Origin of the sequence: Rhodoplanes sp. SY1, from assembly GCF_046000175.1 — a bacterium.
Taxonomy (GTDB): domain Bacteria; phylum Pseudomonadota; class Alphaproteobacteria; order Rhizobiales; family Xanthobacteraceae; genus Rhodoplanes.
In genome coordinates this window covers 1-20,755 of the sequence record NZ_JBEOMB010000081.1, presented here as the reverse complement: position 1 = coordinate 20,755, position 20,755 = coordinate 1, and the positions used below count along the sequence as shown (strand labels likewise).

Annotated in this window: 23 protein-coding genes; 10 read left to right on the top strand and 13 right to left on the bottom strand. The window is 66.9% G+C overall.

What is annotated here, in order from left to right:
* A partial coding sequence (locus ABTU92_RS20000) for a methyl-accepting chemotaxis protein (RefSeq protein ID WP_408093387.1) occupies positions 1-418 on the top strand: 418 nt, incomplete at its 5' end.
* A gap of 21 nt (positions 419-439) precedes the next feature.
* On the opposite strand, the gene ABTU92_RS19995 is transcribed toward ABTU92_RS20000, so the two are convergent.
* From ABTU92_RS19995 to ABTU92_RS19985, 3 genes are all read right to left on the bottom strand, one after another.
* Positions 440-1,552, bottom strand: coding sequence for a M24 family metallopeptidase (locus ABTU92_RS19995; protein WP_408093386.1), 1,113 nt, complete (start codon positions 1,550-1,552; stop codon positions 440-442).
* Between the two features lie 96 nt (positions 1,553-1,648).
* Positions 1,649-2,050 carry a carboxymuconolactone decarboxylase family protein gene (locus ABTU92_RS19990; RefSeq protein ID WP_408093385.1) on the bottom strand — a complete coding sequence of 134 codons (402 nt, stop codon included), beginning with the start codon at positions 2,048-2,050 and terminating at the stop codon, positions 1,649-1,651.
* 131 nt (positions 2,051-2,181) lie between these two features.
* Positions 2,182-3,348: a zinc-binding dehydrogenase gene (locus ABTU92_RS19985; protein WP_408093384.1), complete on the bottom strand. Its 1,167-nt coding sequence runs from the start codon at positions 3,346-3,348 to the stop codon at positions 2,182-2,184.
* 158 nt (positions 3,349-3,506) lie between these two features.
* On the opposite strand from ABTU92_RS19985, the gene ABTU92_RS19980 reads away from it, so the two are divergent.
* From ABTU92_RS19980 to ABTU92_RS19965, 4 genes are all read left to right on the top strand, one after another.
* A complete protein-coding gene (locus ABTU92_RS19980) occupies positions 3,507-3,995 on the top strand; it encodes an MmcB family DNA repair protein (protein WP_408093383.1) in 489 nt (162 codons plus the stop codon).
* A gap of 106 nt (positions 3,996-4,101) precedes the next feature.
* Complete coding sequence (locus ABTU92_RS19975; RefSeq protein WP_408093382.1) at positions 4,102-5,454, top strand: DUF898 family protein; 1,353 nt, start codon at positions 4,102-4,104, stop codon at positions 5,452-5,454.
* A 5-nt stretch (positions 5,455-5,459) separates the two neighbouring features.
* Entirely contained in the window at positions 5,460-6,560 is a 1,101-nt protein-coding gene (locus tag ABTU92_RS19970) for a M48 family metallopeptidase (RefSeq protein ID WP_408093381.1), read from the top strand.
* Between the two features lie 80 nt (positions 6,561-6,640).
* Entirely contained in the window at positions 6,641-6,970 is a 330-nt protein-coding gene (locus ABTU92_RS19965) for a DUF2283 domain-containing protein (RefSeq protein ID WP_408093380.1), read from the top strand.
* A gap of 12 nt (positions 6,971-6,982) precedes the next feature.
* Here the strand turns inward: ABTU92_RS19965 and ABTU92_RS19960 are convergent, their stop codons facing one another.
* From ABTU92_RS19960 to ABTU92_RS19930, 7 genes are all read right to left on the bottom strand, one after another.
* Complete coding sequence (locus tag ABTU92_RS19960; RefSeq protein WP_274611557.1) at positions 6,983-7,555, bottom strand: ActR/PrrA/RegA family redox response regulator transcription factor; 573 nt, start codon at positions 7,553-7,555, stop codon at positions 6,983-6,985.
* Positions 7,556-7,723: 168 nt separating this feature from the next.
* Positions 7,724-9,097 carry an ActS/PrrB/RegB family redox-sensitive histidine kinase gene (locus ABTU92_RS19955; protein ID WP_408093379.1) on the bottom strand — a complete coding sequence of 458 codons (1,374 nt, stop codon included), beginning with the start codon at positions 9,095-9,097 and terminating at the stop codon, positions 7,724-7,726.
* 171 nt (positions 9,098-9,268) lie between these two features.
* Entirely contained in the window at positions 9,269-9,580 is a 312-nt protein-coding gene (locus ABTU92_RS19950) for a hypothetical protein (protein WP_408093378.1), read from the bottom strand.
* Between the two features lie 30 nt (positions 9,581-9,610).
* Positions 9,611-9,889, bottom strand: a complete 279-nt coding sequence (locus ABTU92_RS19945) for a BrnA antitoxin family protein (RefSeq protein ID WP_408093377.1) — start codon at positions 9,887-9,889, stop codon at positions 9,611-9,613.
* 322 nt (positions 9,890-10,211) lie between these two features.
* The gene (locus ABTU92_RS19940) at positions 10,212-10,490 is read right to left on the bottom strand and encodes a hypothetical protein (RefSeq protein WP_408093376.1); all 279 of its coding nucleotides are present in this window, start codon (positions 10,488-10,490) and stop codon (positions 10,212-10,214) included.
* A gap of 67 nt (positions 10,491-10,557) precedes the next feature.
* Complete coding sequence (locus ABTU92_RS19935) at positions 10,558-11,151, bottom strand: hypothetical protein (RefSeq protein ID WP_408093375.1); 594 nt, start codon at positions 11,149-11,151, stop codon at positions 10,558-10,560.
* A gap of 1 nt (position 11,152) precedes the next feature.
* Positions 11,153-11,359 carry a hypothetical protein gene (locus tag ABTU92_RS19930; protein WP_408093374.1) on the bottom strand — a complete coding sequence of 69 codons (207 nt, stop codon included), beginning with the start codon at positions 11,357-11,359 and terminating at the stop codon, positions 11,153-11,155.
* A gap of 121 nt (positions 11,360-11,480) precedes the next feature.
* Between ABTU92_RS19930 and ABTU92_RS19925 the strand changes: the two genes are divergently transcribed.
* The 5 genes from ABTU92_RS19925 (at position 11,481) to ABTU92_RS19905 (ending at position 17,422) form a co-directional block, all read left to right on the top strand.
* A complete protein-coding gene (locus tag ABTU92_RS19925) occupies positions 11,481-12,365 on the top strand; it encodes an ABC transporter ATP-binding protein (protein ID WP_408093373.1) in 885 nt (294 codons plus the stop codon).
* Complete coding sequence (locus ABTU92_RS19920; RefSeq protein ID WP_408093372.1) at positions 12,362-13,192, top strand: ABC transporter permease; 831 nt, start codon at positions 12,362-12,364, stop codon at positions 13,190-13,192. Before ABTU92_RS19925 ends, ABTU92_RS19920 begins: the two co-directional genes overlap by 4 nt.
* A gap of 206 nt (positions 13,193-13,398) precedes the next feature.
* Positions 13,399-14,697 (top strand): polyhydroxyalkanoate depolymerase, encoded by a 1,299-nt coding sequence (locus ABTU92_RS19915; protein WP_408093371.1) that lies wholly within the window; start codon positions 13,399-13,401, stop codon positions 14,695-14,697.
* 376 nt (positions 14,698-15,073) lie between these two features.
* Entirely contained in the window at positions 15,074-15,865 is a 792-nt protein-coding gene (locus ABTU92_RS19910) for a M48 family metallopeptidase (protein ID WP_408093370.1), read from the top strand.
* Positions 15,866-16,222: 357 nt separating this feature from the next.
* Positions 16,223-17,422: a multidrug effflux MFS transporter gene (locus ABTU92_RS19905; protein WP_408093369.1), complete on the top strand. Its 1,200-nt coding sequence runs from the start codon at positions 16,223-16,225 to the stop codon at positions 17,420-17,422.
* Positions 17,423-17,507: 85 nt separating this feature from the next.
* Here the strand turns inward: ABTU92_RS19905 and ABTU92_RS19900 are convergent, their stop codons facing one another.
* Genes ABTU92_RS19900 through ABTU92_RS19890 form a run of 3 tightly spaced genes read right to left on the bottom strand, consistent with a single transcriptional unit; the run spans position 17,508 to position 20,567 of the window.
* Entirely contained in the window at positions 17,508-18,002 is a 495-nt protein-coding gene (locus ABTU92_RS19900; RefSeq protein WP_408093368.1) for a hypothetical protein, read from the bottom strand.
* A gap of 32 nt (positions 18,003-18,034) precedes the next feature.
* Positions 18,035-19,828 (bottom strand): hypothetical protein, encoded by a 1,794-nt coding sequence (locus tag ABTU92_RS19895; RefSeq protein WP_408093367.1) that lies wholly within the window; start codon positions 19,826-19,828, stop codon positions 18,035-18,037.
* The gene (locus tag ABTU92_RS19890; RefSeq protein ID WP_408093366.1) at positions 19,821-20,567 is read right to left on the bottom strand and encodes an esterase/lipase family protein; all 747 of its coding nucleotides are present in this window, start codon (positions 20,565-20,567) and stop codon (positions 19,821-19,823) included. Before ABTU92_RS19890 ends, ABTU92_RS19895 begins: the two co-directional genes overlap by 8 nt.
* Between the last annotated feature and the right edge of the window lie 188 nt (positions 20,568-20,755).

Genomic DNA, 20,755 nt, shown 5'->3' with positions numbered 1-20,755 from the left:
GGCCGGCAAGGGCTTCGCCGTGGTCGCCCAGGAGGTCAAGCGGCTCGCCGGCCAGACCGCCCAGGCGACCGACGACATCGCCCGCCAGGTGGCCGACATCCAGTCGGCGACCGAGACGGCGGTCGGCGAGATCCGCTCGATCGCCCACACGATCGGCGGCATCGACGAGAAGATGGCGGCGATCGCGGCCGCCGTGGAGGAACAGGGCGCGGCCGCGCAGGAGATCTCGCGCAACGTCCAGCAGGCCTCGAACGGCACCCAGGCCGTCACCCGCACGATCGGCAATGTCGCGGCGCTGAGCCGCGAGACCGGCACGGCGAGCGACGCCGTGCTGGAGTCGGTCGAGACCATGGCGTCGAACGCCGACCATCTGAGCGGCGACGTCGAGAGCTTCCTGAGCCGCGTCCGCGCCGGGTGAGAGCGGACCGATCGCCGCCTGCTAGACCACCAGCAGGCGGTCGGTGTCGGAAAAATCGGACAGGAGCTCGCAGCCGGTCTCGGTGACCAGCACCATGTCCTTGTTCTGCATCCCGAAGCCGAAGCCGGTCTCGTAGATCAAGGGCTCGATGCCGAGCACCATGCCGGCCTCCAGGGGCTGGTCGGCGGTCGGCCCGAGATACGGGTCCTCGTGCAGATGCAGGCCGATGCCGTGGCCGATGAAGGAGATGCGCGGCAGCTTCAGCTCCTCCGTCATCACGAGGTAGCGCTCGTAGATGGCCCGCGTCGATGCGCCGGGGCGGATCTCGTCGAGCAGCATGTGCTTGCAGGAGGTGAGATTGGCCCAGATGCGCTCGGCCTCTGCCGGCGCCTTGCCGATCGCCGCGGTGCGGCAGACGCCGGCGTGATAGCCGTCGATCATCGGGAAGATCTCGACCCGGCAGACGTCGCCGGTCTTCAGCACCCGCCCGGTCGGACCGACATTGGGGAATACGCTGCGCTCGCCGGTGGCGACGATCATCAGCTTGAAGTACTCGGCGCCCTGCTCGTAGACGCCACGCGTCAAGGCGGCGGCCAGATCCATCTCGGTCTTGCCGGCCGACACCGCGTGATACGACTCGGTGATGGCGCGGTCGGCGATGCGCGAGAGCTTTCGCAGAATGTCGATCTCGCCCGGCGTCTTGAGCTGGCGCAGCCGCGCCAGCAGCGCCTGGGCCGGCGCGAAGGTCGCGCCCGGCAGGCGCGCGGCGAGATCCGCGTAGTCGGCCGCCGGCAGATAGTCGAGCTCGAGCCCGATGCGGGCGTTCGCGAGGCCGTGCTTCTCGAGCGCCTCAGCCAGCACCGCCATGGCGTCGAAGGAGAACTCCTTCCACACCGCGATCTCGGTGCCGGGCGCCTTCGCCCGGATCGTGCTCGCCTCCATGTCGACGACGACGAGCGAGACGGCGCCGTCCGCCGTGACGATCGCCATGGCGTGCCGCCAGCGCATCAGCGGCTGGGTCGGCGAGACGAAGCCGGTGACGTAGGCGAAGTTCTCCGGCGAGCACGAGCAGATGGCGTCGAGGCCGGCCGCCGTCATGGCGGCGACCTCGCGGGCGATCACGTCCTGGCGCATCGAGGATCCTGGCTGGCGGCGGGCTTGAGCGGGTGAGTTTGTATACAGGGCGGGCGGAGATCGAAGAGGAACAGATGTCGGGCCGCGAAGCAAGACTCAGGCCGGCGATCCGCCGTCGAGCAGACCCAGCTCGCGAAGAATGCTCTCGGCCTCGCCGATCGCGTGATTGCCGGCCGGCACGCCGCAATACAGGGTCGACTGCAGGATGATCTCCTTGATCTCCTCGACCGTCAGGCCGCCGGCGAGCCCGGCCCGCACGTGCAGCTTGAACTCCTCCCAGCGGCCGAGCGCGATCATGGTGGCGAGCACCATGCAGCGCCGCGTCTTCTGGTCGAGCCCCGGCCGGGTCCAGATCTCGCCCCACACGATGCGGGTGATCATCTCCTGGAACTCGATGTTGAAGCCGTTTCGCCGGGCGATCGAGCGATCCACCCAGGCATCGCCCAGCACGGATCGGCGCGCGGCCATGCCCTTCTCGTAACGGTCGTCGGCGGTCATTGTGATGCCCTCCCGTCATGGCCGGGCTCGTCCGGGCCATCCACGTTTTATTTGACGGCAGGCCTACAAGACGTGGATGCCCGCGACAAGCGCGGGCATGACGACGCGGGAGGAGGCGCAGCTCCCCTCGCCTACTCGGCCGCGATCCGTCCGGCCGCCACGCCGTGCGGCTTGATTACCACCTTGATGGCGCCGTCGCGCTTCTCCTTGGCGTAGAGGAGCGCCGTCGGCAGGTCGTCGAGCGCGAACGTGTGGGTGAGCAGCGGGCGCGCGTCGAACTTTCCGTCGCGCATCAGGGCACAGGCGCGGTGGACGGCGCGCTTGCCCTCGCCCCTGATGCCGAACAATGCGATGTTGTCGCGCACCAGTCGTCCGACGTCGACATTCGTCGCCTCGGCCGGAAACGCCGCCAGGCAGACGCGGCCGCCGCGGCTGGCCATCGAAATCGCCTGGCCGATGGCGATCGGCGCGCCCGAGCACTCGACCACGTAGTCGGCCCCGTGCGGCCCGACGATCGCCTTCACGGCGGCGACGGCATCCGCCCCACGCCCATCGACGTCGCGCACGTCGATCACGTGGTCGGCGCCGAGGCCGGCCGCGATGGCGAGCCGCTGCGGCGACAGGCCCGTCACCACCACGGGCGAGGCGCCGAGCGCCTTGCCGACCGCGGCGACGAACAGGCCGATCGGCCCCTCGCCGATGACGACCAGGCTCTCGCCGGCGACCAGCCCGCCGATCTCGGTCAGCGCGTACATGGCCGTGCCGGCCGTGACGACGAGGGTGCCGAGCTCGTCGGAGATGTCGTCCGAGAGCTTCGCCATCGTGTTCACGTGGTTGACCTGGTACTCGCAGAAGCCGCCGTCCGTGGTGAAGCCGTTGGCGCGGTGGCCCTTGGCGCGGTTGCCGTAGTTCAGGCAGGCCGTGTAGAGGCCGGCGCGGCAGCGCCGGCACTGGCCGCAGCCGGCATGGATCTCGACCGCGACACGGTCGCCGATGGAGAACTCGTCCACGGCCGGCCCGAGCGCCACCACGGTGCCCATGTATTCGTGGCCGGGCGTCCACGCCTTGTGGAAGGGCGGCCCGCCGTCGACGATCGCCGGCCAGCCGTACCAGATGTTGTCGATGTCGCTCGGGCAGATGGCGACGGCGTCGATGCGCAGCAGCACCTCGGCGCGGCCCGGCACCGGGACGGGCTTCTCGGTGCGGCGCAGCTCGCCCGGGCCATCGAGCACCCAGGCCGTCATCCTCGCAGGGATCGGGAACGCCGCGCTGGTGGTCACGCCGTCCGGGGTCGTCATCGGGGCCTCTCCTGAACCGTCACGACATTGAATGCTAACCTGAAAGCCGCCGGCCGCACGATCCGCACCGCCGCCCGGGCAGGCCTGCGGCCGGAGCGGAGCACCGGACCGGCTCGCGGCTGCTTTTCCGCCCCGAAACGGCGTGGCATGGTCCGTCGATGCCGAGCGCCACCGCACCGATTCGACCCGCTCCGCCGATCGACGGACGCCAGTCGGCGACCGCGCTGGCGGTCGCGCGCGGCACCCAGCGGCTGCTCCGCTCGATGGGCTTCGCCTGCGTGTGCGAGCTGCCGCTCGCCTCCGGCCGGCGCGCCGACCTCGTGGCGCTCGGCGGCGAGGGCACGGTGTGGATCGTCGAGATCAAGTCCTCGATCGAGGACTTGCGCGCCGACCACAAATGGCCGGACTACCGGCTGCATTGCGATCGGCTGTTCTTCGCCACCGCGCCGCACGTCCCGGCCACGATCTTTCCCGAGGACGCCGGCCTGATCGTCGCCGACGGCTTCGCCGCCGAGCTGCTGCGCGACGCGCCCGAGCACCGGCTGCACGCCACCACCCGCAAGCACATGACGCTCGCCTTCGCCCGCGCCGCGGCGCTCCGCCTGCAGTCGCTCGCCGACCCGCACGGCCGTTTCTCCGACGGGTGAGGCGGCTGCTGCGAACGGGACGGCGGGCTCGCGACACAATGGATGGGGATCCGGGCGGGATCGGGTATCATGTTAGGGAACGGCCCCCGGGGGCCGGCGAGGCAGCATGGACATGCGCACCTTCTCCTCCGAGCCGTCGCCGCCCCAGCCATGGGGTTCCGTGCCGCCGGTTCCCGGGCCGGGAACCGAGCCCCCGGCCGGCCCGGGCGAAGCCGCGCCGGCGACGGTGAACGGCGGCCCGACGAACGCCAGCCAGATGAACCCCGGGCAGGTGACCTTCACGGGGCTGCGCGGCGATTTCTTCAGCCTCGTCGTGGCGGGCGGGCTCCTGCAGCTCGTCACGGTCGGCTTCTACCGGTTCTGGCTGGTCACCGACATCCGCCGGCATCTGTGGCGCCACACCCGCATCGGCGCCGACGCGCTCGAATACACCGGCACGGCGCGCGAACTGCTGATCGGCTTTTTGGTGGCGCTCGCCATCCTGGCGCCCGTCTATGTGCTGTATTTCCTGGCCGGCCTCGTCGCCGAGGAGTACGCGACCTTCGCCAGCGTCCCGCTGGTCCTGGTGCTCTACGTCTTCGGCCATTATGCGACCTACCGGGCGCGGCGCTACCGCATGACCCGCAGCTCGCTGCGCGGCCTGCGCTTCTGGATGACCGGCTCGGCCTTCGCCTATGCGGGCCGCGCCGCCTGGTGGGACTTTCTCACCGTGATCACGCTCGGCCTCGCCTATCCGTGGCGGGCCGCCGCGCTCGAGCGCTACCGCATGCGCAACACCCGCTACGGCACGCTCGCGGGCGATTTCGTCGGCACCGGCTGGCGGCTGTTCGTCCGCGGCGCCTGGATGTGGGTGCTGGCCATGGTGGTGCTCGCCGGGATGGTCGCGGCGGCGGTCGGCATGGCGAGCGCCGGCGCGCTCGCGGCGCTCGAGGTCGACAAGGACGACGTCGAGACGATCGTCGGCCTCGCCTCCCTCGCGGTCATGCTGCTCGTGTTCCTGCTGCTGCCGCTGTGGCCGATCTTCCGGGCGACCGAGCTGCGCTGGCGCATCGAGGGCACGCGGTTCGGCCCGGTCTCGCTGCACTCCACGCTCCGGCGCCGCACCGTGCTGGGCTGCTACGCCGCCGCGCTCGGCGTGTCGATGCTGGTCGGCTCGGCCGGCAGCATCCTGTTCGGCACCGCCACGATGGTGATGAAGAACCCGTTCGAGCACCTCGAGACGGCCGGCCTCACCGGCCAGCTCGGCGCCTTCGCCGTGATCGCCGTGATCTATCTCCTGATGCTGTTCGGCTTCGGCGTGGTGAAGCGCGTCTTCGTCGACCGTGGCGTCTGGGCGGCCGTCGCCGCCTCGACGACCGTCGTCGGCGTCCAGGCCCTGGATCACGTGCAGGCGGCCGGCGAGGCCGCCGGCAGCCTCGGTGAGGGGCTCGCCGACGCCCTCGACGTCGGCGCGATCTGACCGCCGTGAGCGCGCCGGCGCACTTGGACGCGGCCGTCTTCTGGGACGGCGTGACGGCACGCCGGCGCGACGTGACGCTGCGGCTCGATCCCGACGTGCTGGCGATCCTGGAGGACGGCGCCGAGACGGCGCGCTGGCCGTGGCCCGATCTGCGCCGCCGCGACGCCGGCCCGGACGTCACCCGGGTCGGCTGCGTCTCCGCCTCCGATCTCGCCCGCATCGACATATCGGACCCGGACCTCGCCGCCGCGATCGTCGCGCGCGCGCCGGCCTTCGAGGCGGCGGCGGGCGGCGGCCGCCGTTTCCGGGTGAAGGTCGTGATCGGCTCGCTCGCCGTCGCGGTGTCGCTCGTCCTCACCACGCTCTATCTGCTGCCGCTGGTCGCCGAGCGGCTGGTGCCGTTCGTCCCGGTGTCGTGGGAGGAGCGGCTCGGCGGCATCGCCGACAAGCAGGTGAAATCGATCTTCAGCGCCGAGACCTGTGACGCCCCGGCCGGCCGGGCGGCGCTCGACGCGCTGACCGCGAAGCTGGTCGGCGCCGCCGACATCGGGACGGGCCAAGCCGGCGAAGGCGTGCGCATCGCGGTGCTGCGCTCCGCCACCAAGAACGCCATCGCGCTGCCGGGCGGCCGCATCTACCTGTTCGACGGGCTGTTGAAGATGGCGCGCAGCCCCGACGAGATCGCCGGCGTGCTGGCGCACGAGATCGGCCACGCAAAAGCGCGCGACGGGCTGCGCAGCCTGATCCAGGCCGGCGGCTCGTCGTTCCTGCTCGGGCTCCTGTTCGGCGACGTCACCGGCTCGTCGACCGTGGTGTTCGCGGCGCGCCTGATGGTCGACGGGTCGCATTCGCGCGAGGCGGAGCGCGCCGCCGACCGCGAGTCGGCCCGCATCATGACGGCGCTCGGCCGGCCGGCCGCCCCGATGGCGGCGTTCCTGCTGCGGGTGACGGGCGAGAACGCCGGCAAAGGCATCAGCCTTTTACTCACCCACCCGCTCAGCGAGGAGCGCCTCGCGGCCCTGAAGGCGCTCGACCACGGCGCCAGCGGGCCACCGCTCCTCGACGACGCGCAATGGCAGGCGCTCAAGGGGATTTGCCGGAGGTGAAAGGCATGCGGCTGGGACCTGGGGTCATTCCGGGGCGGCGCGTGAGCGCCGAACCCGGAATCCAGCCAGGATAACGGAGGTTGTCGCTGGATTCCGGGTTCGCGGCTTCGCCGCGCCCCGGAATGACAGAGAGCGGATCGAACGGAAAACAGTACTACAAGCGTGATGTTCGACAGGACCGCGAGGCGCGAGCCATGACCGACATGACCTACGACCCGGAAGCGGACGCCGTCTACCTGCGGCTCGGCCGCGGCGAGATCGTCGCCCAGGAAGAGCACGGGCCGCTGATCTGCGACCTGGACGCAGAGCGCCGCATCGTCGGCATCGAGATTCTGTCGGCCGAAAAGGTTCTGGCACCGGGGGACTGGCAGAACGCCCGCCGCCCCGGGCGCGCGGACGCGGCCGAGTGACGGAGGCCCGCCCTACTTCGGCGCGCGCTTCGCCAAGATGCGCTGCAGGGTGCGGCGGTGCATGTTGAGGCGGCGGGCCGTCTCGGAGACGTTGCGGCCGCACAGCTCGTAGACGCGCTGGATGTGCTCCCAGCGCACCCGGTCGGCCGACATCGGGTTCTCGGGTGGCTCCGGCTTCTTGCCCTCGCCGGCGAGCAGCGCGGCGGCGACCTCGTCGGCGTCGGCCGGCTTCGACATGTAGTCGAAGGCGCCGAGCTTCACGGCCGTCACGGCGGTGGCGATGTTGCCGTAGCCGGTGAGCACGATGCCGCGGGCTTCGGGCCGCTTCTTCTTCAGCGCCTGGATGACGTCCAGCCCGTTGCCGTCGCCGAGCCGCATGTCCACCACGGCGAAGGCCGGCGGCTGGCGCTCGACCTGCTGCAGCCCGTCGGCGACCGATTCGGCGGTCGTCACCGTGAAGCCGCGCGATTCCATGGCGCGGGCGAGGCGCTGCAGGAACGACTTGTCGTCCTCGACGATCAGCAGCGTACGCTCCCCCACCGGGGCCGACACGGCCGGCGCGGACGAAGACGCGGCTTCCATCATCGCTTTCGATCCTCGAAGGTTCGCCGGTCGGGCCGGCAGGAATGTCTTCGGCACGCTCGGATGCCGACGCAGTCTCTACGACGAGGCTGCCCGGTCCGATGCCGGAATGCGCCGGACGTGATGTCGCACCCGTGCACGGCTGTCAGGTAGGCACGAACCGCCGCCGCCTCAAGCCCGCCCGGCCGATGCCGCCGCCTCGTCCGGCTCGCTCTCCTGCTCGGCCGAGCCCCACAGCGTCTCGGCCGGGTGCTCGAACTCCTCGCGGCTCCAGCGGATGCGGACGATCGCGCCGCGCTGCGGGAAACGCCGATTCTGCAGGGTCAACCGGCCGCCCGAACGCTCCAGCAGGGTCTTGGCGATGAAGAAGCCCAGCCCGAGCCCGGGCGAGTCCTCGCCCTTGCGGCGGCCGCGACGACTCGTCACGTAGGGCTTGCCGAGCCGGTCCATGATCTCGGGCGGGAAGCCCGGCCCGTCGTCGGAGATCATGATCCACACCGAGTCGGCGTTCCACGAGACCGCCACCTCGACGCGCTCGCGGGCGAAGTCGGCGGCGTTCTCGACCAGGTTGCCGAGCCCGTAGAGGATCGCCGGGTTGCGCACCCCGATCGGCTCCGGCCCGCCCTCGGACGGCATCACCACGTCGATCACCGCCTCGCCGGTGCGGTGCGGCGCGACCACGTCCTCGACCAGGGCCGCGATCGGCATACGCACGAACATCTCGCCGGGGGCCGGGAACTCGGAGAGCTTGCTCAGGATCTCGCGGCAGCGCTGCGCCTGCTGGCGCAGGAGCCGGATGTCCTCCAGCATCGGGGAGGCGGGGTCGAGATCGTTCTCGAGCTCCTTGGCGACCAGCAGGATGGTGGCGAGGGGCGTGCCGAGCTCGTGGGCCGCGGCGGCGGCGAGCCCGTCGAGCTGCGAGAGATGCTGCTCGCGCGCCAGCACCAGCTCGGTCGCCGCCAGCGCCTGGGTGAGCTTTCGCGACTCCTCGGCGATCTGGCCGGCGTAGACGCTGATGTAGCCGATGGCCAGCGCCAGCGCGAGCCACACGCCGAACACGTAGATCCACGGCAGCTCGAAGCTGCCGTCGCCCGGCCACGGCAGCGGAAAGTAGGCGAACATCAGCACGGTCGCCGAGGCGATCGCCAGCAGGCCGAGCATCAGCGTGAGTCGGGACGGCAGGATGCTGGCCGAGATCAGCACCGGCCCGATGAACAGCAGCGCGAACGGGTTCTGCATCCCGCCGGTGAGGAACAGAAGGATCGCCAGCTCGGCGATGTCGACGCCGAGCAGCAGCGCGACGCCGTTGGCTTCGAGCCGCGCGTCACCGTGAAAGCGCCACAGCAGATAGACGTTGAGCGAGCCGTAGAGCGTCACCACGGCCAGCGCGACCCAGAACAGCGCTTCGCTGACCAGGCTGTCGTGGACGATCAGCACGGCGGCGAGCTGGCCGAACACCGCGATCCAGCGCAGCCGGACCAGCGTGTCGAGGCGGACCGGCCGGGACGGCTCGTCTTCGGTCGTCGAAAGGGCGGGCGTCGTCATGACACCATCGTAGCAGGCCGGCATGTGGAAAGCAGGTGCCGGGAGACAGGTGCGCCGCGTCGTAGCAGGCGAGGCGCCGCGGACGGACCGCGGCGCCTCGAGACTGAACGTGAGAGGTGGCAGGGGGCGAGGCGGAAGGAAACGAGTTCGGCGCAAGCGCCGAGGCGTCGCTCAGCTTCGCCGCCCCTGCTGCTCCTGGGTCTTCAGCCAGTCCGAGAGCGTCTCGGTGGACTTCCGGGCCTTCTTGCCGACCGACGCGACGGTCGACGCGCCGCTCGACGCCTTGCCGCCGGAGGATCGGCCCGCCGCGCCGGTCTTCTTGGCGACGCTGCGGGTCGGGGTGGCGGGCGCATCGGCGCCGTCGCGCGCCAGCCGCAGCGCGCGCAGCCGCTCGGTCTTCTCGCGCAGCGCCTGGGCCTCGCGCTCGTAAAGCGGCAGCGCCGTCTTGCTGCCGTCCCCGCGATCCTTCGGACGGTCGTTCATTGTTGAGCTCCGGCATGCAAATGAGAGGAACTAGGGGTCGAGCGCCTTGCGCAGCGCCGCGTTGATGCGGTCCTGCCAGCCGGGGCCGGCTTCGCGGAACCGCTCGAGAATATCCTGATCGATGCGCAGCGTGACCTGCTCGCGCACCGGCGGCAGCCCCTGCGAGCGCAACGGCGCCGCTTCTGCTGGCCCGGGTGGCGGCTTCGCCGTCACTGCCTTGAAGGCCTTCTCGGCCGCGGCCCGCGCATCCTGCCCGCGCCGGGGCTCCTGCCCCCGCAGGGGCGGGCGGCGTGTCCTGTCGCCGGTCATCGGCATCCCTCGTGCGTCTCCTGCTGGTGGTTCGTCGGGCGGGTTGACCGGGGGCGATCCGTCGCGCCGAGGCGTCGCGAAAGCCGCGGCACGCCCCCGATGCGACAGGATCGGCGAAGTCGAAAGCTGCACGTTCGCGACCCGCCGGGTCACGGCGTACGGCGCGCGGCCTGTACAGCCGAATCATCCTCGCACATCCGGGCCGTCGACTGTAGCGGGTCTCTGCGGATGGACGACGCGCCGCGCCCCACCGGGCGGTGAGGCGAACGGACGGATCAGGCCCGCTCCGCCGGGCGCGAGAAGACGTGGCGTGCGGGCGTCGCTAGGCCGTGTGGCCGTCGCCCGGCGTGGTCGGGGTCTTCTTGGCGCGCTGCGGCGTCATCGGCGCCGGCGCGAGCGAGGGATGGCCGCGGGTGCCGCCGAGTTCCGCCTGGGCGTAGTCGTCCCCGGTCGGCCGATCGGACCCCGGATCGGTGCGGGCCGGCCTCGCGGGCCGCGGCGCCGCGCCGGCCGTGTCGGGCATCGGCCTGTCGTCGGCGCGAACCGGATCGTCGGCACGGGTCGCGTCGTGGGTCGAGCCGTCGCAGGGCGTGTCGGGCATGGCGCATCTCCGGGACTTTCGAACGACAACCCGGCCACGGCGGCGCGGTTCGCCGCGCGTCACGTGCTCATGATGCCACTGGAAGCGCGAGATGCTGGCTCGGAACCCGGAACACACCCTTGATGCACTCGGGGTTCCGAACAGCGATCTGGATGTGCGTCTTCTCCTCGAACCCGGCCCCGTCATAGGCCGGCCCCCCTTCGGTGAAGACGCCTCGCACCGTGTCGAACGGCGGCAGTCCCGCCTCCGCGAAGATCGAGTGGACGCGCTGGATCACGGCACAGTCGAGCCGTCGAAGCAGTCGATCGGGAGAGTTCCGTGGCAACGGCACGCCGGATTCGGCGTGTGATCGCTTCAGCGACTCGAATCCACGCTGGACCGCGGCGATCCCGAAGACCGTCGTCAGATCGAGGCAGCGGCAGAGGTCGACGACGGCACCCACCACGAACGGCGTCCTGATCCGGGCCGCGCGGCGTGTCATCGTCTCGCGGGCGAAATCGAGGCCACGGCGGGGATTGGCCTCCCAGAAGTACACGCCCGGCCCGAGCCAATCGTAGTCGTTCTCGGAGGGCTGGAACGACGTTCCGGCGAGAAGCCGCTCGCCGACCGCCCTGTCGCAGCCGTGATAGCCGAGCACGAAGCCGTAGGAGAGCCGTTGCACGTCACCCGCCGAAGCGCTTGGTCAGCCTCCCCGACCGGGTGACGACGCCTTCCTTCTCGAGCTGCCGCCGGGCCGCCGCCTTGGTGCGACCGTGCTTGGCGTCGAACCGATCGGCCGCTTCCAGAAACCTGTTCAGAACCCGCTCCTCGCTCCGGAACGGATCGAAGGGATCGAGAACGGGGGTGTCACGGCCGAAGGTCTTGGGCATGCACCAAAGATAGCGAGCGTGCCCACGCACCACCAGCTCTTTCCGCACACGCCCGCCGCCGCCCGCTCTGCGCCCCGGCGCCCTTGCGCCGGCCGCGCATCCCCCTACATTCGCCGAGCCCATGACAGCCCCCACCAACGCCCCCTCCACCACGGCAGCCCCGACCACGGCCGGCTCCGGTCCGGCGGCAGCCGACACGCCGGCGGCGAGCGGGACGCCCGCCGTCGCGGTCGACCGGCTGGTGAAGATCTACAAGGGCGGCACCGCCGTCGACGGCATCTCGTTCTCGCTGCCGCCCGGCTCGGTGACGGGCCTGCTCGGCGGCAACGGCGCCGGCAAGACCACCACGATCGCGATGATCATGGGGCTGGTGATGCCGACCTCCGGCGCCGTGCGGGTGCTCGGGGCAGAGATGCCGCGGCAGCGCTATCGCGTGCTCGAGCGGATGAACTTCGAGAGCCCCTATGTCGAGATGCCGCTGCGCCTGACGGTGCGCCAGAACCTCGGCGTGTTCGGCAAACTCTACGGGGTCGACGACCTCGACGCCGTCATCGCGCGCCTCGCCGAGGATCTCGATCTGGTCGCCCTGCTGGACCGCCCCACCGGCAAGCTCTCGGCCGGTCAGAAGACCCGGGTCGCGCTCGCCAAGGCACTGGTCAACGCGCCCGAGCTCCTGCTGCTCGACGAGCCGACCGCATCGCTCGACCCCGACACGGCCGACTGGATCCGCGGGCACCTCGAGCAATACCGCGAGCGCCGCGGTGCCACCATCCTGCTCGCCTCGCACAACATGGGCGAGGTCGAGCGGCTGTGCGACCGGGTCATCATCATGAAGCGCGGACGCATCGAGGACGACGGCACGCCGGCCGCCCTGCTCGCCCGCTACGGGCGCAGCAATCTCGAGGAGGTGTTTCTCGACGTCGCGCGCGGGCGCGGGGAGCTTCCGGCCGATCAGGCCCAGGAGGGCGCGCGGGAGGGCGACGCGGCCCGGGAGGCGGCGCAATGAGCGGCGCGACGCGCAACGGCGGCGGCGAGTGGGAGATCTCGGGCCGGCGCATCGCCGCGCTGGTCGAGCGCTACTGGTACCTGCTGCGGTCGTCCTGGCCGCGACTCCTCGACCTCGTCTACTGGCCGGCCGTGCAGATGCTGATGTGGGGCTTCCTGCAGACCTACGTGTCGCAGAGCGACGGCGTCCTCGCCCGCGCCGGCGGCACCTTCATCGGCGCCGTGCTGCTCTGGGACATCCTGTTCCGCGGCCAGCTCGGCTTCTCGGTGTCGTTCCTCGAGGAAATGTGGTCGCGCAACCTCGCCAACCTGATGATGAGCCCGCTGCGGCCGATCGAGTTCGTGATCGCGCTGATGATCATGAGCATCGTGCGCCTGTCGATCGGGCTGGTCCCGGTGACGTTCCTCGCCATCGCGTTCTTCGGCTTCAACCTGTGGGGTCTCGGGCTCGCGCTCGCGGCGTTCTTCGTCAACCTGATGCTGACCAGCTGGGCGGTCGGGATCTTCGTGTCCGGAATCCTGCTGCGCAACGGGCTCGGCGCCGAGAACCTCGCCTGGACCATCATGTTCCTGATGCTGCCGCTCGCCTGCGTCTACTATCCGGTGGCGGTGCTGCCCGGATGGCTGCAGACGATCGCCTGGATGCTGCCGCCGACCTATGTGTTCGAGGGGATGCGGGCCCTGATGATCGACCACGTCTTCCGGGCCGACCTGATGCTGTGGGCGCTCGGCCTCAACGTGGTGCTGTTCGCCGCCGGAACGGCCGGCTTCCTGGCGCTGCTGAAGAGCGCGCGCCGACAGGGCTCGCTCCTGCAGACCGGCGAATAGCCATTCACTCTTTGCGTGCAGCGCGCCTGCATATCGCGCACAATGATGGGGGATAAGAACGCGCGCGAAATTTTTTGTCTTTTTCGACCCCGAAACTGGAATTTGACGTTGCGCAATGCTGCGGCGCACGGCAGCATTGATCAAACATAAATTCCTGCATCCAAGCGCGCACGCCGGTTTTCCGGCGCGCGAAAGGGAGCTGCACCATGACCATCCGGGACGTCGAACACACGCCGCCGCCGCCGTCGATGGAAGGCTTCGGCATGGGCCTGTCATCGCCGCTGTACTGGTTCTACGAGATGACGCATGTGGCGCTGAACCCGTCACGGGCGCTGGCGCACGCCACCCATGCGTTCTTCAAGAGCCCGAGCAATCCGGTGTCGTCGACGACGATCGGCAAGTCGATCTCGGCCGCCTGCGAGATGTTCGAGCGCGCCACCCGGCGCTACGCCCAGCCCGAGTGGGACATCGAGCACACCGTGGTCGAGGGCCGGCTCGCGCCCGTGTCGGTCGAGGCCGTGTGGGAGCGGCCGTTCTGCCGGCTCCTGCACTTCGACCGGCAGGTGGCGATCACCCACAAGCCGGACCCGCGCGTCCTCGTCATCGCGCCGATGTCGGGTCACTACGCCACGCTGCTGCGCGGCACCGTCGAGGCGCTGCTGCCCGACCACGACGTCTACATCACCGACTGGATCGACGCCCGCATGGTGCCGATGAGCGAGGGGCGCTTCGATCTCGACGACTACATCGACTACATCATCGGCATGCTGCGGCTGCTCGGCAGCGACACGCATGTGCTGGCCGTCTGCCAGCCCGGCGTGCCGGCGCTGTGCGCCATCTCGGTCATGGAGGCGAACGAGGAGGCGCACGTTCCCGAGTCGCTCATGCTGATGGGCAGCCCGATCGACACCCGGGTCAGCCCGACCCAGGTCAATCAGGTCGCCGAGAAGCGCGGCATCGACTGGTTCCGTCGCAACGTCATCACCAAGGTGCCGTTCCCGAACCCGGGCTTCATGCGCGACGTCTATCCGGGCTTCCTGCAGCTCAACGGCTTCATGTCGATGAATCTCGACCGCCACCTCGAGGCGCACTCGAAGCTGTTCCAGCATCTCGTCGAGGGCGACGGCGACTCGGCGGCGGCGCATCGCAAGTTCTACGACGAGTATCTGGCCGTGATGGACCTCACCGCCGAGTTCTATCTGCAGACCGTCGATTCCGTGTTCATCCGCCAGCTGCTGCCGAAGGGCGAGTTCGTCCATCGCGGCATCCGGGTCGACCCGAGCAAGGTCAAGCGCGTCGCGCTGATGACCATGGAGGGCGAGCAGGACGACATCACCGGGCTCGGCCAGACCCAGGCGGCGCACACGCTGTGCTCCAACATCCCGGAGGAGAAGCGGCTCCACTACATGCAGCCCGGCGTCGGCCACTACGGCGTGTTCAACGGCTCGCGTTTCCGTAACGAGATCCTGCCCCGGATGGCGGCCTTCATCCGGGCGAACGACTGACCCGGCCGCGCCGCGCCCCGTTCAGGCGCGGCGCCGCAGGCGGCCCAAGTCCTTGAAAGCACGGACTTTGCGCCGGGGCGCGACGGTCGCTCCGGGCGACCGCCTAGGCACGGGCAGCCGGAATTTGCAACGGGCTCCGACCGATTTCGCGGGGCCGCCGCAACATCTTCTGTCCACAGCACAAATTCGAACGGTCTCGAGTCCGCGACAGCCGTGAAGCGCGGACTCGCGATTCATTCCTTTTCACCCCACATCTGGCCTGCGTTTCGCCTCGTCCCACCAGATCTGGCGGCTCGAAAACGTCCTGCGCGAGGGGGCTTCAAGCCGCCCCGAATATGGCACACTGCGGCGCGGGGACGGGGTGGAATCGACGACAATGACCCTGCGCGCCATGCTCTATCGACGCCCGAGCGAGCCGCACGCCATCGAGGTGGTGTTCGAGCGCTCGATCTATCTGGTCCGGCTGCGCCGGCACCGGCAGGCGCGCCGCTATACGCTCCGCATCCAGGCGGCGACCCGCGAGGTCGTGCTCACCATGCCGCCGCACGGCTCCATCCGGGAGGCGCGCGACTTCGCCGAGCGTCACGGCGGCTGGATCGCCGCCCGCATGGGCCGGCTGCCGAAGCCCGCGCCCTTCGCGACCGGCACGGTGCTGCCGCTGCGCGGCACGCCGCACCGCATCGTCCATCGCCGCGGCGCCCGCGGCACCGTGTGGACCGAGACCGACGAGACCGGCGAGAAGCTCCTGTGCGTCGCCGGCGAGGCCGAGCACCTGGAGCGCCGCGTCACCGACTTCCTGCGCCGCGAGGCGAAGCGCGACGTCGAGGTGGCGGCCCGCGCCTATGCCGAGCGGCTCGGTCTCAAGATCAAGCGAATCACCATTCGGGACCAGACCAGCCGCTGGGGCTCGTGCTCGACCACCGGGGCGCTGTCGTTCTCGTGGCGGCTGGTGCTGGCGCCGCGTTACGTGCTGGACTACCTCGCCGCCCACGAGGTGGCGCATCTCGTCGAGATGAACCACTCGCCGCGCTTCTGGCGGCTGCTCGACCGGCTGTGCCCCGACATGCGCCGCGCCAAGGTGTGGCTCGAGGTGCACGGCGGCGACCTGCACCGCTACGGCGCCGTAAAGGACGAGCCGATCGCACGACGCCGCCCGCCGACGGCGTAACATCCCGAGCGCACGATTTCGCCGTGGTCGTCGTCGCGCACAGGCGAGGGCTTTGCAGAATTGCTCGGTTGTTCCGGGGCGGCGCGCAAGCGCCGAGCCCGGAACCCACAACCCCTGTATTCCGTGAGCCACCGGCGCCGGGCGTATGGATCCCGGGCTCGCGAACCTGCGGTTCGCGCCCCGGGATGACGAATGCCCCGCCTTCGCGGGGACGAGCGGGTGATCGGCCGCCCAGGGGCACGGCCCACCTCGACAGCGCGCGGTCGCACGCGCTACATGCCGGGCCGGCATGGTGACTGGCCCGCCGCGCGCGCGACTCATGTCCCGCACCGCCCGTCCACCGAACCCACGGAAAAAATGCTTCGCCCGAACACCTTCGCGCTGACGGCCCTGCTGGCGCTGATGACCGCGCTCGGCCCGCTGGCCATGGATCTCTACCTGCCGTCCTTCCCGGAGATCGGGCGCACGCTCGCCGCGTCGCCGTCGCAGGTGCAGCTCACCATTTCGTTCTACATGCTGGGCTTCGCGGTCGGGCAGCTGTTCTTCGGTCCGATCTCGGACCGCTTCGGCCGCAAGCCGGTGCTGTCCTTCTCGCTGGTGGTGTTCTGCCTCGGCACGCTCGCCTGCGCGGTGGCGCCGTCGATCACGGCGCTGATCGCCGCCCGCGTGCTGCAGGGCGCCGGCGCGGCCGGCGTCATCGTGCTGGCCCGCACCGTGGTGCGCGACCTCTACGACGGCGCCCGCGCGGCCCGCGAGATGGCCCTGATGGGCGCCATCATGGGGATCGCGCCGATCCTCGCGCCGGTGGTCGGCGGCGTCCTGGAAGAGTGGCTCGGCTGGCGCTCGGGCTTCGTGCTGATCCTGGTCGCCGGCGTCGCCGCCATGGTCGTGGTGCGCCGGCTGCTGCCCGAGACGGTGCCGCCGGCCCGCGGCGACGCCAAGCTCCTGCAGGGCTCGCTCGAATCCTTCGGCATCGTGATGCGCAACAAGGCGTTCCTCGCCTATCTCGGGATCGTCACGGCGAGCTTCTCGGGCCTGTTCGCCTACATCTCCGGCTCGCCCTTCGTGATGCAGAGCGTCTACGGCCTGTCACCGACCGGCTTCGGCCTGTTCTACGGCGTCACCTCGCTCGGCTTCATCTCGGGCGCGCTGACCGCCGCCCATGTGGTGATGCGGATCGGCTTCGACCGCACGATCGGGATCGGCGCCGTCGGCGTGCTGGTCGGCGGGATCGGCACGCTCGCCGCGGTCGGCTTCGCGCCGACCTCGATGGAAGCCCTCGCCGCGGCGCTCGCCGTGTTCCTGTTCGGCTTCGGCCTCGCCATGCCGCAGGCCCAGGCCGGCACGCTGCAGCCGTTCCCGGAGCGCGCCGGCGCCGCCTCCTCGCTGGTCGGCTGCGTGCAGCAGACGGTCGGCGCCGCGGTCGGCGCCGTCGTCGGCCTCGCGCTGAACACGACCGCCTGGCCGATGGTGATCGCCATCGCGGCGACCGGCGTGATCACGTTCGCGATCTGGATCACGACCCGGCAAGTGCGCGCCAGCGCACACAGGCGTTAATCTTGAAAGGCACTAACGCACACTGGTTAAGTTCGATGCAGATAGCGCCACGTTGAAATGGAATTCTGCTAAGTCTCTCCTTGGCTCAGCTATCCGGATCGAGTACTACGTTGTAGTCACACCCGTAGTAGCGAACGTGAGGATTGTGCAACTCAACCCGGCCGGTGATAACCTCGATCCCTTCAACCTCAAGCGAATCATTGGAAACGGAGACGGAAACCTCAGCACAGTTTCCTCCTTGGTCGCCATACGTTATTTTTGAGCACACTTTAGCAATACTAAATTCTTTTTCGCGACCTTCGAAGTAGATATTTCCGCTATCAGATCGACCAACAAACCCAACCTGCCATTCAACGAGCGACTGGTTGCGCATCGCAATTGAAAAGCAAGCAGCAACCGCATTCCTGATTTTCGGAACCGACCTTAGCACTGATCGATCAGTTCGATCGTTTATAGCCAGCACCACCGTGAGCCCTCCTGGGAGGCTGGTCACTGACGGTAAATAAGTACCGGGATGCCCTTTGAGTGCCGTTTCCCGCCAGTCATGGAAAACAAGGCACGGAATGATATTTGCCTTCATCTTGGCCTACCGTATTTACAGAGTTCCACTACTTACCTATTCCGAAGCGCTACTGACTCAACAGCCCTGTGGACGAAAAGCCCCTTCAAAAGGGACTCAATCTCGCCACTCAAAGATACGATGCTACTCAGTTCACATAAAAATGTCTCAAGCTCTCGAAAGATTGCAAGATGCGTAGCAATTCCTGAGAACCGAGCGCCGTTTCCAGGATGCATCTCAAAAGACACATCGAACCATTCTGTATTGATTCTAATAAATACTATATCAGTCGGCTGACACTCTGCCTTCCGGCAAAATTCGATCGTATCGAGAGGCCAAAGACTGCCCAGATCCATCCGACTGACGGAATCGCCGATATTTGCCCCTATCAGAACCCCTGTTTGCTCTTTAGCATCATAAGGAATATCTCCCATCCCCACCAACGCCAGCACGCGATCGTATATAAAATTCACAACCGCGACGAATTGCTCCAGAGATGCATCTGTTTTGAAATAAAGACCAGAGTAGCCGGCCCCAGAGTAAAGTCCCGCTATCCATTCTCCTACCCGGGCGTCGACTAACGAGTATCTGGAAATGCCATCTCCTGCGGTTTCCGATTCGCTTGTCGGCTCAATCTTTAATACTATTTTCTTGTCGGTAAACTGACGAGGAACTGATTTATATCCATAATGATCAAGAAATTTTTTCAATTCAGCTCTGATTAAGTCAAACGTTGTCCTCGGATCAGACACTCCTTTAAATGAACGGCTGTCTTTGACTCTCGCAACTTGCTTCTGACGAGCTTCATTAAGGGTGTCCTGTAGCGACTCAATAGACGAAATCATCCGAATGAACGCGTCATCTCCCGTATCCCAGGCCTTTTCCGTAATTTGGCGTGTTTTTTGAGTCGTTAGCAAACCGATTAAAGCAGATCTATATGTGACAAGGCGCTCAACTATCCTCCACGCCAAAACCCGTGCACCCACATAATCCTTCCCCGCTGTATGAATCAGTTGATGGATGGCTGCGTATCTAGGCTGCCATACCATGGCCAACTCATGCTTATGTCGATACCCACTAGTGCGGGAAAGTACATTGGAAAGAAATCGGTCTTGCAGGCGCCTCATACTCGCTGCATTAGAAATAATTACATAGTGTTCGTTTGTGGTTTGAGACAGTCTATTTAATGCAGAAACGAGACTCAGATTGTAGGCATCCACTCGGTTGTTTATAATTCGCTCGGCTCTACTCCCCTCTGCAAGAAAGTGCATAGCTTTCATGAATATTTCATGGTCTGGTGCTATTAGGTTCGCCCTGCGAAGAGGCTTAAATCGCGTCCTTAGCAAGGACAGAAGATAGTCATCTTGCGTCGGAGCTATTGCCTCTATTGCATGCTTGAAGATGCTCTCGTATGAAGAGTATATCTCGTTATCGTCGAATCTGCTAGCTTTAAATGCGCTTACAAAGGCATGGCCTAATGGTCCACCGTAGGTTTGCGACCTAGCGTGGCGTCGTTGCTCGAAATTAATCAGCTCAAATAGGGTTCCAGGCAATAATATTAAATCGAACGCGCTGACGTCTAGCGCTACCGATGCCCAGAATGCATCTCGTTTGTTGCGTTCGGGAAAGAAATTTAGCGCGGAGTGCAGAACGCTAAAGTCGACGCAGAGAATAATCTTAGTTTGCGATTCCTCGATCGCGCTTCGATCCATTGCAATGCGCCGGATTTCGGTCTCCAACTCCTGTGCAATTTTCTCATTATGCTCAATCTTCTTTCGACCGGCGGATATTAACTCACTAGGGGGGCTGAGAGTTGGCTCCACATGAAAGAAGCTGACGTCAGTCATGACCCCTCCCTGCGGCAGACGAACCGTCGACCAGAGATGCTTCCCGAATGAAGCGCAATAGAGCGCGATACCGGGAATCTTGAGGTGAGGTCACCTCTGGCATCCACACGTGTGGCCCAGTAATTGTTTCTAGGCGGTCAAACAACTGATAGAGGCTGTCGTTGATAACGACAGGATCTTCCATTGCGCCGAAGTATACCGTAATTATTTTTCCCTTTCTTGCGATGGTTAACCCATCGACCAGCAGCTTCAGAAGCTGACCTCCAGACGCCAAGTAACTTAATTGCCTGTTGGAGTTCATCATTATAGCCGACGCGTATCGCGCAATGGGGGCAGCCACAAACGGTGAATTCAAGACGGCAACGCCGCCAATTCGAACAACTTGACCGCGCAAAGAAAATAGGCGAATTAATTCAAATGCAATGAGGCCGCCTTGACTATGTCCGATTAGTAACAATTTTTCGTAGTTTCTAGATTCCGCAATTGACCGAAGATCTGTTGAAAGCGCGTTTGTGATGTCGTCTATATTGGGTAAACGCCGGCCCCAGAATATGAGCTCAAACAAGCTTGGACTTGGCTTCTTGTGAGTTGGGTATTGCCAAAAACAAAAGTCATATTCATTCAACTCGGTCGAGTTATGAAAAAACGCAAACAATCTCCCCCAGTAAGCATCTAGGTATGTTCCACCGATGCCATGAATGAATACGACTAATACGCGAGCGCCCTCGGTCTCGCACATGCGCCAGGAACCAGTTGTACTCTTAGAGCGCCGAATCATCGAAAGTGCCCGAACCCGCCGCAATCGCGGATTGGCACTTTACCACGGATCCCGCTTTGGTGGAACTGCCAAGATCCAGTAGCTAAATTCTGCCGGTCAGTGCCCCCGCCCGCTCAGGCGATCCAGGAACCAGCCGTCGAGACCGGCGG